Annotated in this window: 9 protein-coding genes and 1 pseudogene; 9 read left to right on the top strand and 1 reads right to left on the bottom strand. The window is 35.0% G+C overall.

What is annotated here, in order from left to right:
- Positions 1-23 precede the first annotated feature (23 nt).
- Positions 24-893: pseudogene (locus tag ABIQ27_RS10585) on the top strand (cation diffusion facilitator family transporter).
- Positions 894-986: 93 nt separating this feature from the next.
- Here ABIQ27_RS10585 and ABIQ27_RS10580 read toward each other — a convergent pair.
- Entirely contained in the window at positions 987-1157 is a 171-nt protein-coding gene (locus ABIQ27_RS10580) for a hypothetical protein (protein WP_348033867.1), read from the bottom strand.
- A gap of 226 nt (positions 1158-1383) precedes the next feature.
- Here ABIQ27_RS10580 and ABIQ27_RS10575 point away from each other — a divergent pair, with 226 nt between their 5' ends.
- The 8 genes from ABIQ27_RS10575 to ABIQ27_RS10540 all read left to right on the top strand — a co-directional run bounded on the left by ABIQ27_RS10575 (position 1384) and on the right by ABIQ27_RS10540 (position 12691).
- Positions 1384-5745 (top strand): CusA/CzcA family heavy metal efflux RND transporter, encoded by a 4362-nt coding sequence (locus tag ABIQ27_RS10575; protein ID WP_348033866.1) that lies wholly within the window; start codon positions 1384-1386, stop codon positions 5743-5745.
- Between the two features lie 10 nt (positions 5746-5755).
- Positions 5756-6928, top strand: coding sequence for an efflux RND transporter periplasmic adaptor subunit (locus tag ABIQ27_RS10570; protein ID WP_348033865.1), 1173 nt, complete (start codon positions 5756-5758; stop codon positions 6926-6928).
- A gap of 69 nt (positions 6929-6997) precedes the next feature.
- Complete coding sequence (locus ABIQ27_RS10565) at positions 6998-8215, top strand: MFS transporter (protein ID WP_348033864.1); 1218 nt, start codon at positions 6998-7000, stop codon at positions 8213-8215.
- Between the two features lie 5 nt (positions 8216-8220).
- The gene (locus tag ABIQ27_RS10560) at positions 8221-8835 is read left to right on the top strand and encodes a methyltransferase (RefSeq protein WP_348033863.1); all 615 of its coding nucleotides are present in this window, start codon (positions 8221-8223) and stop codon (positions 8833-8835) included.
- A 4-nt stretch (positions 8836-8839) separates the two neighbouring features.
- Positions 8840-10828 (top strand): heavy metal translocating P-type ATPase, encoded by a 1989-nt coding sequence (locus ABIQ27_RS10555; RefSeq protein ID WP_348033862.1) that lies wholly within the window; start codon positions 8840-8842, stop codon positions 10826-10828.
- A 29-nt stretch (positions 10829-10857) separates the two neighbouring features.
- On the top strand, positions 10858-11217 hold the full coding sequence (locus ABIQ27_RS10550; RefSeq protein ID WP_348033861.1) for a cation transporter: 360 nt from the start codon (positions 10858-10860) through the stop codon (positions 11215-11217).
- 519 nt (positions 11218-11736) lie between these two features.
- Entirely contained in the window at positions 11737-11970 is a 234-nt protein-coding gene (locus ABIQ27_RS10545; protein ID WP_348033860.1) for a hypothetical protein, read from the top strand.
- Between the two features lie 103 nt (positions 11971-12073).
- Entirely contained in the window at positions 12074-12691 is a 618-nt protein-coding gene (locus tag ABIQ27_RS10540; protein ID WP_348033859.1) for a hypothetical protein, read from the top strand.
- Positions 12692-12731: the final 40 nt, after the last annotated feature.

Below are 12731 nucleotides of genomic sequence, written 5' to 3'. Positions count from 1 at the left end.
TTTTAAACAATAAAAAAGTTCTAGTGAATAATGAACAAACGGCTATTAAAGCAACATACTTTAGTATACTTGGAAATACTAGTTTAGCTATTATAAAAGGACTCGCAGGTTTTTTCGGAAATTCTTATGCTCTTATTGCAGATGCAATTGAATCAACGGCTGATATTTTTTCTTCCTTTTTGGTATTGTTTGGTATAAAATATTCAAACAAACCAGCAGATGATAATCATCCTTATGGACACGGAAGAGCAGAACCATTGGTTACATTTATGGTTGTTGGATTTCTAATTACATCAGCAACAATAATAGCATATGAGAGCATTCAAAACATTGGGACACCTCACTAATTACCAAAACCTTGGACATTAGTTATTTTAGGTTTAATAATTATTTGGAAGGAGTATTCTTTTCGGTTAGTTATGAAAAAAAGTAAAGAAACGAATAGTTCTTCACTAAAAGCGGATGCTTGGCATCATAGAAGTGACGCTATAACATCAATTGCTGCCTTTATTGGAATATCAATCGCTTTATTTTTAGGCAAAGGGTATGAATCCGCAGATGATTGGGCTGCACTTTTAGCTTCCTTTTTTATTTTATATAATAGCTATTTGATTTTTAGACCAGCACTTGGAGAAATTATGGATGAGCATCTTTATGATGATTTAGTAGAAAAAATTAGACAAGTAGCTATTACAGTTGAAGGTATTATTGGAACCGAAAAATGCTTCATTAGAAAAGCAGGAATGAAATATCACGTCGACCTTCATGCAATAGTAAATTCTGAAATTACAGTTAAAGAAGGACATGATTTAGCTCATAAATTAAAAGATACTTTACGAAGTGAAATAGTAGAATTAGGTCATGTTTTGATACATATTGAACCGAACGAGTAATAGACTGACAAACAATAGCATTTAAGAATATAAATTTGTAATAACCTATTTTATTACTACTTTTACTCAGTGAAATTTATAAACCTCATATTTTCAATCTACATAATTGCATTGTCGTGTATGCCATGTGCTGACGCGGAAGTCAATATTGGAAATAAATCGGTTTCTATGCATAACGAAACAAACGCTCCATCGGATAAACATCAGGATGATAGCTGTTCCCCATTTTGTATTTGCAATTGCTGTAATTGCAATGGTTTTCATAAAACTATCGAATATGCAGAACATTCAACAGTAATAAAGATAGAAACAGAGAAAAACACAATAGGATACACTTCAGCATTATTCTCTAATTTTCACAATTCCATTTGGCAGCCGCCACAAATTAGCTAATTGACTTTTTTTTATGTTTCGATGTATCGGAACAAATTCTTTGTGGTACAAAATACCACAAAATCTCTTTTTTGTCAATTAACTAATTTTTAAATCAATGTTAAACAAAATCATTCAGTTTTCTATAAAGAATAAACTGATTATTGGGCTAATGGTATTGGCACTAATCGTTTGGGGAATTTATTCCGTAAAACAATTACCTATTGATGCCGTTCCCGATATTACAGATAATCAAGTACAAATAATTACCAGTTCGCCAAGTAATGGTGCAGAAGATATAGAAAGGTTTGTAACCTTTCCCGTCGAACAAACAATGGCGACAATTAAAAACATCGAGCAAGTTCGTTCTTTCAGTCGTTTTGGGTTGTCAGTTGTAACCGTAGTTTTTAAAGAAAATGTCGATATTTATTGGGCAAGACAACAAGTAAGCGAACGCTTAACCGAAGCCACAGACCAAATTCCACCCGGAATGGGAAAACCTTCAATGGCTCCTGTTTCAACAGGTTTGGGCGAAATTTACCAATACGTTATACATACTAAAAAAGGCTATGAAAACAGATATAACGCTACCGAGTTACGCACCATTCAAGACTGGATTGTTCGCCGACAATTGCTTGGCGTTGATGGGATTGCTGACGTAAGTAGTTTTGGTGGTTTCCTAAAGCAATATGAAATTGCTTTAAATCCAAATAAATTACGAAGTATGAACATTAGCATCAAAGACGTGTTTGATGCTTTAGAAAAAAACAATCAAAATACTGGCGGTGCGTACATTGATAAAAAACCAAACGCTTATTTTATCCGGAGCGAGGGCTTAATCACAAGTATCGATGATATAGAAAACATTGTTGTAAAAACTAACAATAATAGTATTCCTGTTCTTATCCGCAATGTTGCTGATGTTAAAATTGGAGCAGCCACTCGATACGGTGCAATGACAAGAAACAACGAGGGTGAAGTTGTTGGTGCAATTGTTTTAATGCTTAAAGGGGCAAACTCCTCAAAAGTTATTCAAAGCGTAAAAACAAGAATGGCGCAAATTGAAAAAACATTACCCGAAGGTGTGACCATTGAACCCTATTTAGACCGAACAAAATTAGTAGATAACGCAATCGGAACAGTTTCTAAAAATTTATTAGAAGGCGCATTAATTGTAATTTTTGTTTTGGTTTTACTACTCGGAAATTTAAGAGCTGGTTTAATTGTTGCATCTGTAATTCCGTTAGCATTGTTATTTGCTATTTGTCTAATGAATTTGTTTGGTGTAGATGGCAATTTAATGAGTTTAGGCGCACTTGATTTCGGGTTAATTGTCGATGGTGCAGTAATTATTATTGAAGCCACAATGCACTATTTATACGTCAAACACAAAGGGCAAGAACTAACACAAGACCAAATGGATCATAGTGTATTGAGTAATGCACGAAAAATGATGAGTTCGGCAGCGTTCGGACAAATTGTAATCTTAATTGTGTACTTGCCTATTTTAGCATTAGTTGGTGTTGAAGGAAAAATGTTTCGTCCAATGGCGCAAACCGTTTCCTTTGCCATTTTAGGTGCATTTATTCTTTCATTAACGTATGTTCCTGTAATGAGTGCCTTGTTTTTAAGTAAAAAAATATCAACAAAACCAAATATTTCTGACCGAATTATAAACGCTATTCAACGAGTGTATACACCAATGCTGAATTTTGCTTTAGCATCAAAAAAATTAATAGTTGCTATTGCCATTGGTTTACTAATTATCAGCGGAATTATTTTTACATTTTTAGGTGCTGAATTTATTCCAACTTTAGAAGAAGGCGATTTTGCGGTAGAAATGAGAACCTTAACAGGAAGTAGTTTATCTCATACAGTAGAAGCCACACAAAAATCAGCTAAAGTTTTAAAAGATAATTTTCCAGAGGTCAAAGAAGTAATTGGAAAAATTGGCTCGTCAGAAATTCCAACCGACCCAATGCCTGTTGAAGCTTGTGATTTAATTATTGTTTTAAAAGACAAAAGCGAATGGACAAGTGCCGACAACAGAGTAGATTTAGCCGAGAAAATGCAGAAAAAATTGGAAGAAAGTGTTCCTGGTGTAACTTATGGTTTTCAACAACCAATTCAAATGCGTTTCAATGAATTGATTTCGGGAGTTAAACAAGATGTGGCTATAAAAATATATGGCGAAGATTTGAACAAATTATCACAGTATGCCAAACAAATCGGGAAAATAGCAGGAAAAATAGAGGGCGCACAAGATATTTATGTGGAGCAAGTTTCGGGATTACCGCAAGTTGTAATCAAATTTCACAGAGATAAAATTGCGCAATTTGGTTTGAATATCGAAGATGTAAATACTGCCATTCGTTCGGGTTTTGCAGGAGAAACAGCAGGATTGGTTTTTGAAGGCGAAAAACGTTTTGATTTAGTGGTTCGATTAGATAAAGAAAACCGACAAACTTTAGACGATGTGAAAAACTTATTTGTAACCGCTCCAAATGGAAATCAAATTCCGCTAGAACAAGTTGCTGATATTGATTTTAAAGAAGGTCCAAACCAAATTCAGCGAGAAGATGCCAAACGCAGAATTACAGTTGGCTTTAATGTTCGTAATCGTGATATAGAAAGTACGGTGTTGGAAATGCAACAAAAAATTGACAAGCAAGTCAAATTTGAAGCAGGTTATTTCACAACTTATGGTGGAACTTTTGAGAATTTAATAGCTGCTAAAGAACGTTTAGGTATTGCCGTTCCTGTTTCGTTATTACTCATCTTTTTGCTGTTGTTTTTTGCCTTTGGTTCCATGAAACAAGCAGCACTTATTTTTACAGCTATACCACTTTCCGCAATCGGAGGTGTATTTGCTTTATGGATGCGGGGAATGCCTTTTAGTATTTCCGCAGGAGTTGGATTTATTGCGCTGTTTGGTGTTGCCGTTCTAAACGGAATTGTGCTAATAGCCGAATTCAACGCATTAAAAAAAGAAGGAATGACCGATTTAAAACAAATTGTAATCAAAGGCACTTCGGTACGTTTGCGACCTGTTATAATGACGGCATTAGTTGCCTCATTAGGTTTTCTTCCAATGGCATTATCTCAGGGAAGCGGTGGCGAAGTTCAAAAACCATTAGCAACGGTTGTCATTGGTGGTTTATTCACGGCAACGTTACTCACGCTTCTACTATTACCAATACTCTATATGTGGTTTGAAAAATTCAATAAAAAAACAATGAAAATAAATCCAACAATAATTGTTATTGCTTTGTTTCTAACTGCAAATTTTGCAACAGCGCAAACGCAACCGTTAACTTTAACCCAAGCTATTGAGCAAGGGTTAAAAAACAATAAGGAAGTAACGACTTCACAATTGGAAATTAAATACCAAAAACAATTAAAGAAAGCCAGTATTGAAATTCCTAAAACTGATTTATCAGGTCAATTTGGGCAAATAAACAGTTATATCAAAAACGATAATAACTTCGGTATATCTCAAACTATTCCTTTTCCAACGGTATTTTCAGCCAATGCTTCTTTGGGAAATGCGCTCGTAAAAAGTAGCGAGTTAAAAGCCAATATTAGCAAAAACGAATTAATGTATCGCATCAAACAAACCTATTCTAATTTGCAATATTTGTATGCAAGACAATCCCTTCTAAAAAAGCAGGATAGTATTTATCAAGGTTTTGTGAAGTCGGCAACATTGCGATACAAAACAGGAGAAAGTACTTTGTTAGAACAAAGTACTGCCGAAACACAATTGTATGAAACGCAAAATATTTTAAAAGGGAACGATGCTAATATTTCAATTTATTTGTCGCAACTGCAAACACTTTTAGGGAGCAATGAAGCTATTTTGATTGCGGATAAAAAACTAGCAGAGCAGCTATTTTCGGAAACTAACGATGAAAAAGCAACGAGCGAAAATCCTGTTTTAGCATACATTCAGCAACAAACGATAGTTGCTGAAAAACAGAAAAAAGTAGAAAGTGTCAAAGCACTTCCTGACATTACTTTTGGGTATTTCAATCAATCGTTAATAGGTTCGCCAATTGATGCAACCAATACTGATTTGGCAACTTCCAGCAACCGTTTTCAAGGTTTCCATTTGGGAGTAGCCATACCGATATTCTTTGGCTCGTATAATGCAAAAATAAAATCGGCATCCATCAACAAGGAAATTGCAAAAACAGCTTTAGAAAGCAATCAAATCAATCTAAAAGGGCAATACGACCAAGCCAAACAGGAGTTTCAAAAGAACAAAACCAGTTTAGAATATTATAAAACTTCGGGTGTACCCAATGCCAATTTAATTTTAACAAAAAGCCAAAGTGCCTATAAAAATGGAGAAATTGGTTATTCAGAAAACCTTTTAAATTTAAGAACGGCAAACGGAATTCAGGAAAATTATTTGTCCGCAATTTTGCAATACAACCAAAGCATTTCACTACTGGAATATCTTTCAGGAAAAAACTAAAAATAAATATATGAAATCAAGATATAAAATAATCACACTCCTATTCTTAGCTATAATTGTAGCAAGTTGTGGTAACAAAGCCAAAGAGGAAACTGCCGTAGCAGAAGAACAAAAAGTAGATGCTAACGCAGTAGAAATTACAGCAGAACAATATAAAACTGCCGATGTGCAAATGGGTGTAATCGAAGAAAAAGCATTAAGCGGAACAACCAAAGTAAACGGAATGTTAGATGTACCACCGCAAAATTTAGTCTCTATCTCAACACCTTTTGGCGGATTTGTAAAAAGTACCGATATGCTTCAAGGTTTAAAAGTTCATAAAGGGCAAATTGTTGCGATGATGCAAAACCCCGATTATGTTCAACCACAGCAAGACTATATCGATTATAAAAGTCAACTGAACTATTTAAAATTAGAATACGAACGCCAACAAGAATTGGCAAAAGAAAATGTAAACGCACAAAAAACATTGCAAAAATCAAAAGCAGAATATGAAAGTATGAAAGCCAGAGTGTTGGGGTTAAAAACCAAGTTGCAACTTATGAATATTAATATGTCAAGTTTAGAAAAAGGCAACATTCAAAGTACAATTCCACTATACTCACCTATCAATGGTTTTGTTACAGAGGTAAATACTAATATTGGCGCATTTGCAACAGCCACAGATGTATTATTTAAAATTGCAAATACTGAACATTTACACGCCGAATTAACCGTATTTGAAAAAGATGTGCCGAAACTCAAAATCGGGCAAAAAGTGCGCTTTACATTAGCCAACGAAACATCAGAAAGAATGGCGACAGTTTATTTAGTGGGTAAAGAAATCAGCCAAGAGAGAACTGTTCAAATACATTGTCATTTAGACAAAGAAGATACCAGTCTTTTACCTGGAATGTATCTAAAGGCATTGGTTGAAAGTGGTAGTAACAAAGTCCCTGCGATTTTGTCAAAAGCTATCGTTGAATTTGAAGGAAGCAAATATATTTTTATTACTGATTCTGAAAAAGCAAAAGAGAAAAACGCCACCAAATACAAATTGGTTAGCATTAAGACTGGAGTTAGCGAACTCAATTATACCGAACTAATTTTTGACAGTACAACCGATTGGAAAAGCTGGAAAGTAGTTACCAATGGTGCATACGATTTACTTTCAAAAATGAAAAACAGCGAAGAAGAGGAATAAAATTAAGCTTGTTTTTTACTAGATATTGGGTAGTATCATGTGTATCATTAATAAATTTTTAAGCATAAAATGAAAATAACAGAACCTCTTAAATCATTAAAAGAACCGCTTTTTGCAAAGCTTTATCTGGCGCAAACCATTAGCCTTTTAGGCGATGCTTTTACATGGATAGGTATTGCGTTACTGGCATTTGAGTTTGGAGGAAATCAATCGGCTAAAATATTAGCAACAGCACTGACTTTAAGGGTTACAGCTTTTATCATTTTTGGTTCGTATGCAGGTGTTTTAGCTGACAGGGTTAATCGCAAGGCTATTATGATTATTACAAACATAGCGAGAATGTTTATTGTGTTTTCGTTAGCCTTCGTTACAGATGTTTGGCAGTTGTATGTATTGATTTTTTTGCTGAATATTTTCAACGCGTTTTTCACACCCTCATACAAAGCCTGTATTCCGCAATTAATAAATAACAAAGAAAACTATGCCAACGCTATTACATTGTCAAACGCTACCTGGCAGTTGCTAGGAATTTTGGGTCCTGGATTGGCTGGAGTCTTAGCAATTTGGCTAGGATCTAGGCAAATATTTATCTTTGATGCTATTTCATTCATAATTTCTTCAATTTTAGTTTTTATGATACCCATTTCTTTATTAAAAAAAGAGGACTTAATACAAAGTAAGTCTTATATAATAAATACTTGGAATGATATAGTTAAAGGCACAAAACTATTGTTTAAAAATCCCCCCATTCGCTTTGCGTTGCTCATAGAATTGGTTGCTGCTATTGCAGGAGCACAGATATTAGTAAATACCGTAGGACATATAAAAGGGGATTTATTGTTAACAGATAGAGAATATGGATGGGCAATGACAGCCTTTGGAGTAGGTGCAACGATTGCCGCTTTTACTTCCAATATATTGGACAAATCAAAAAACAAGACCACACTTTTAATTGTTGGAGCGTTAATGCTTGCCATTGCTGTTTCATTGGGTAACATAGTACCCTTTACCATTTTATTAGTGCTTTGGATGATTGCAGGTTTAGGGCAAAGTTTTACCGAAATGCCTTCTCAAATATTAATTGCCGAAAATATACCATTAGAAGCACAAGGAAAAGTCTATGGAAGTCATTTTGCGTGGAGTCATTTATGGTGGGCAATTGGTTATCCTATAGCAGGATTAACAGGCATCTATTGTAAGGGCAATGAGTTTTTAATTGGTGGTCTTCTAACGTTGGGCTTGCTCGTATTATTTTGGATATTTGCAAAATCAAAAATTAATTTATAAAAGTAATGGAAAATCAAAAATCACATTGGGAAAATGTCTTTGCCACTAAAAGTCCAAATGAAGTAAGCTGGACACAAAAATATCCTAAAACTTCAATGGATTATTTAGAAGAGTTAAACTTGTCAAAAACTGCTAATATTATTGACGTTGGTGGTGGTGACAGTAATTTAGCTGATGCGCTGTTAGAAAAAGGGTTTCAAAATATTTGGGTTCTTGATATTTCTGAATTTGCATTAGAAAGAGCGAAAAAACGATTAGGTGACAAAGCCCATTTGGTGCATTGGATAGTTTCAGACATTACAGAGTTTGAACCAGAAGTTACATTTGATTTTTGGCATGATAGAGCTGTGTTTCATTTTTTAACCAATGAAGATAGCATCAATAAATATGTTGCAATTATTGGAAAAGCAATTAATAAAGAAGGCAATTTTCTTCTAGGAACATTTTCAGAAAATGGTCCTTTAAAATGTAGCGGGTTAGAGATAAAACAGTACTCCGAAAATACTATGAAGGAAACTTTTAAAAATGATTTTGAAGCAATAAAATATTTTACAGAAAATCACACAACCCCATTTGATACGAAACAAAATTTTCAGTTTTGTGGCTTTAAAAAAATCTAAAACTATGGAACAAACTCATTCATCAAAAGAAAAAAAAGAACCCAAATGTTGCGCTTCAGATGAAGGAATAAATTTAAATGCAAAAGAAAATCATTCCGATGATGATGGACACAACCACGACGCAGCTGAAGATTCCGGTTGGAGAAGCCACTGGCAGCTGCTTCTGGCAATTGTCATCTTATTTGTGATGCTCATAGCAGAATTTGGCTTTCATTACATACTTGCATTTCCGGTAAACGTGATTATTTTCGGGATTGCATATTTGCTTGCCGGTTACAACGTGCTATATCTGGCATTTCGCAAGGCAATACGCTTCGATTTCTTTAATGAATTTTTCTTGATGTCAGTTGCTACAATTGGCGCGTTTGCTATAGGATCATATAGTGAAGGTGTGGCAGTAATGGCATTTTATTCCATCGGCGAATGGTTTCAGGATGCCGCAGTTAGTCGTGCAAAAAGAAGTATTAAGGCTCTCCTTGACATCAGACCAGAGGAAGTGACAGTAATAAGGAACGGTAAACAGGAAAAAATTCATCCCAAAGATGTAAAACCGGAAGAAATTATTCAGGTAAAACTTGGTGAAAAAGTAGCACTTGATGGCGAACTGATTTCTAATAAAGCTTCATTCAATACAGCGGCACTTACCGGAGAAAGCAAACCAGACAGCAAGGTAAAAGGCGAAAAAGTATATGCAGGCATGATTAACCTGAATAGCGTTTCAGAAATCAAGGTAACTTCACTGTTTACCGATAGTAAGCTGAGTAAAATTCTTGAAATGGTTCAGGATGCTACTGCCCGTAAATCTCAAACACAATTATTCATCAGCAGGTTTGCTAAAATCTATACACCAATTGTCTTTGGATTGGCGCTGGCAGTTTGTTTCGTTCCCTATTTCTTTGTGGATCCATACATTTTTGAAATATGGTTTTACAGATCGTTGGTATTCCTGGTAATTAGTTGTCCCTGCGCGTTGGTGGTTTCAATCCCTTTAGGTTATTTTGGAGGTATTGGTTTGGCATCCCGGAATGGTATTCTCTTTAAAGGTTCCAACTTCCTTGATGTAATGACACAAATAAATGTGGTAGTAATGGATAAGACAGGAACATTAACGGAAGGTGTTTTTAAAGTTCAGGAAATAAAAACCGCAGAAATTACCGAAAAAGAATTAATAAAACTGGCTGCGGCCATTGAAAGCCAGTCAACGCACCCTATTGCTCTGGCAGTAGTTGACCACGCCGGAAAAGATAGTACGCATGGAATGCAGATTAAAAATGTTGAGGAAATTTCGGGCCATGGACTAAAAGGAACTATCAACAGTAAAGAAGTCCTTGCAGGTAATACAAAGCTGATGAAGAAATTCAAGATTGAATATCCCGCAGAAATTGACAGCATTGTTTATACTATTGTGATTGTTGCAGTTGATAAAAAATATGTCGGGCACATTACAATTGCAGACAAGATAAAACAAGATGCATTACAGGCAGTAAAAGACTTGCATGCCTTGAATATTAAAACAGTTATGCTTTCGGGCGATAAACAGTCGGTTGTTGACGAAGTAGCTAAAAAACTGAGAATCGACAATGCGTTTGGTGATTTACTACCAGAAGGGAAAGTCGAAAAAGTTCAGGAACTAAAACACAAAGGCATGAAAATAGCATTTGTTGGCGATGGTGTTAACGATGCTCCGGTAGTAGCCTTAGCAGATGCCGGTATCGCAATGGGTGGACTAGGCAGCGATGCAACAATTGAAACCGCCGATATTGTAATACAGAATGACAAGCCGTCAAGAATAGTTATGGCTATTAAAGTCGGGAAGATTACAAAACAAATCGTGTGGCAGAATATTATTCTTGCAATGATTGTAAAACTTGTTGTCCTCGGTTTGGGAGCAGGCGGAATCGCAACACTGTGGGAAGCAGTTATTGCAGATGTAGGGGTAGCATTATTAGCAATATTAAATGCTGTACGAATTCAGAAGATGAAAATTACTTAATTATATTTACAACTTAAAATTAAACTTTTATGAAAAATTCTATCAAAATTATTGTTGCATTATTTTTTACTATATCCTCAATTACGGCAAATGCACAACAAGCTAAAAAAAATGAGAAAGCAGTAATCAAAACAAATATTTATTGTGATCATTGCAAAGAGTGTCCAAGTTGCGGTAAAAACCTGCAGGCATCATTATTGAAAATCAAAGGTGTGAAAATGTATGAACTTGACGAAAAGAAAATGACCATTACATTGTATTATAACGGTCTAAAGACAAGTATCAGCAAACTTCGCACAGCAATTTCTAACCTCGGTTATGATGCAGATGATGTAAAAGCCAAACCTGAAGCGTATCAGCAATTAGATGGTTGCTGCAAAAAAGCATAAGCTTAACTTCGTTCCGGAAGGAATACTATAAAACCTTTCCAGAAAAGTTTATAAAGGAAAATATAACTGATAGTTAGAAAATAGTATCTTTATCATAATGAAACACTTAGCCCTTATAGTAAGCTTATATATCCTTAGCCTCTCAGCGGTTCCCGCTGTTCAGTTGCTAAAGGATAAATTAACTTCGCAGTGCGGCCAGTCTTGTTCTAAAGATTCAAAATCGGCTAAAGATAGTGACGGCTGCGATAAACGGGAATGCTCCTTTTTTTCATGTTGCTATAAAAGTGTTTATTTCTTTACCGAAACAAAATATACCTTTCATTATTTCCCGTATGTAAAGCTGACCAATAATTTCGGGTTCACTGAAATGATTACTTCTTTTAATCTTTTTGATATCTGGCATCCGCCAAAATTGGTTTAATTTTTATCCCGGTTTTTTGTATGATGCAGCTATGTAATTATGGCCTGTATTGCTATACAATCCAATAAAATAATTTTATCAATTTAAAAATATCAAAAATGAAAAATATCATAATGATTATCGCATTTGCACTTTTTGCAGGAACTCATACTGCCAGTGCACAACAGGGAAAAACAACAGCAAAAAAAGAATGTTGTGCTTCAAAAACAAATTGCACGCCTGAAGAAAAGGCAAAATGTATGGCAGATGCTTCTTGCTCACCTGCCGATAAAGCGAAATGTGCCGCAACCAAGGTTGCCGCTGCTCCTAAAAAAAGCACTAAAAAGGCATAGATTTTAAATGACTGGAGCGCCGATTGGTGCTCCTTTTTTATATTGCTGCTTTTTTTTATTATTAAAATATTAAAAGACTAAATTTGCAATCTCTAAATTAATTATGCTAACAGATATATTTTTACAGCTTGTAAACAAATATTCAAAAGACCATGAATTGGCCACGAATCTGTGGTTAGAAATATTTACTAAATACTCCGAACCAAAAAAGCATTACCATACAATTGATCATTTAGAAGCAATAATCAGTGATTTACAGGAAGTAAAAGATAAGATTGTCGATTGGGATACTGTGCTGTTTGCCGTTTTTTACCATGATATAATCTATAAAGCCTCTATTAGCACCAACGAAGGTGATAGTGCAAAACTGGCAATGCAAAGGCTAGCGGTTATTGGTTATCCTGCTGAAAAAGCAGCAAAATGTGCCAATATGATTCTCGCAACTAAATCCCATGAACTTTCAGATGATAACGATACCAATTACCTCATCGATGCGGACCTAGCAGTTTTGGGTAAAACACCATACGAGTATCAAAAATATACCGAACAAATAAGAGAAGAATATTCTGTTTATCCTGACTTTATGTACAATTCAGGTAGAAAGAAAGCACTTTCACATTTTCTTCAGATGGATTCCGTGTACAAAACAAAATATTTCTCAAAAAAATACGAAGCAGCTGCCAGGATAAATACCAGCAACGAATTAGACGAAATGAAGTAACAGTTGCGCTCAGCAGCGCTGCAGTAATAATTATAATTTA

This window comes from Flavobacterium sp., assembly GCF_039916025.1.
Lineage (GTDB): Bacteria > Bacteroidota > Bacteroidia > Flavobacteriales > Flavobacteriaceae > Flavobacterium.
The sequence above is the reverse complement of the archived record's forward strand: the minus strand, read 5'-3'. Positions and strand labels throughout refer to the sequence as shown.

Bases quoted from the DNA above. Each gene is read 5' to 3' on its own strand.
- ABIQ27_RS10580 (WP_348033867.1), bottom strand. From the start codon at position 1,157: ATGAAAACCATTGCAATTACAGCAATTGCAAATACAAAATGGGGAACA.
- ABIQ27_RS10575 (WP_348033866.1), top strand. From the start codon at position 1,384: ATGTTAAACAAAATCATTCAGTTTTCTATAAAGAATAAACTGATTATT.
- ABIQ27_RS10570 (WP_348033865.1), top strand. From the start codon at position 5,756: ATGAAATCAAGATATAAAATAATCACACTCCTATTCTTAGCTATAATT.
- ABIQ27_RS10565 (WP_348033864.1), top strand. From the start codon at position 6,998: ATGAAAATAACAGAACCTCTTAAATCATTAAAAGAACCGCTTTTTGCA.
- ABIQ27_RS10560 (WP_348033863.1), top strand. From the start codon at position 8,221: ATGGAAAATCAAAAATCACATTGGGAAAATGTCTTTGCCACTAAAAGT.
- ABIQ27_RS10555 (WP_348033862.1), top strand. From the start codon at position 8,840: ATGGAACAAACTCATTCATCAAAAGAAAAAAAAGAACCCAAATGTTGC.
- ABIQ27_RS10550 (WP_348033861.1), top strand. From the start codon at position 10,858: ATGAAAAATTCTATCAAAATTATTGTTGCATTATTTTTTACTATATCC.
- ABIQ27_RS10545 (WP_348033860.1), top strand. From the start codon at position 11,737: ATGAAAAATATCATAATGATTATCGCATTTGCACTTTTTGCAGGAACT.
- ABIQ27_RS10540 (WP_348033859.1), top strand. From the start codon at position 12,074: ATGCTAACAGATATATTTTTACAGCTTGTAAACAAATATTCAAAAGAC.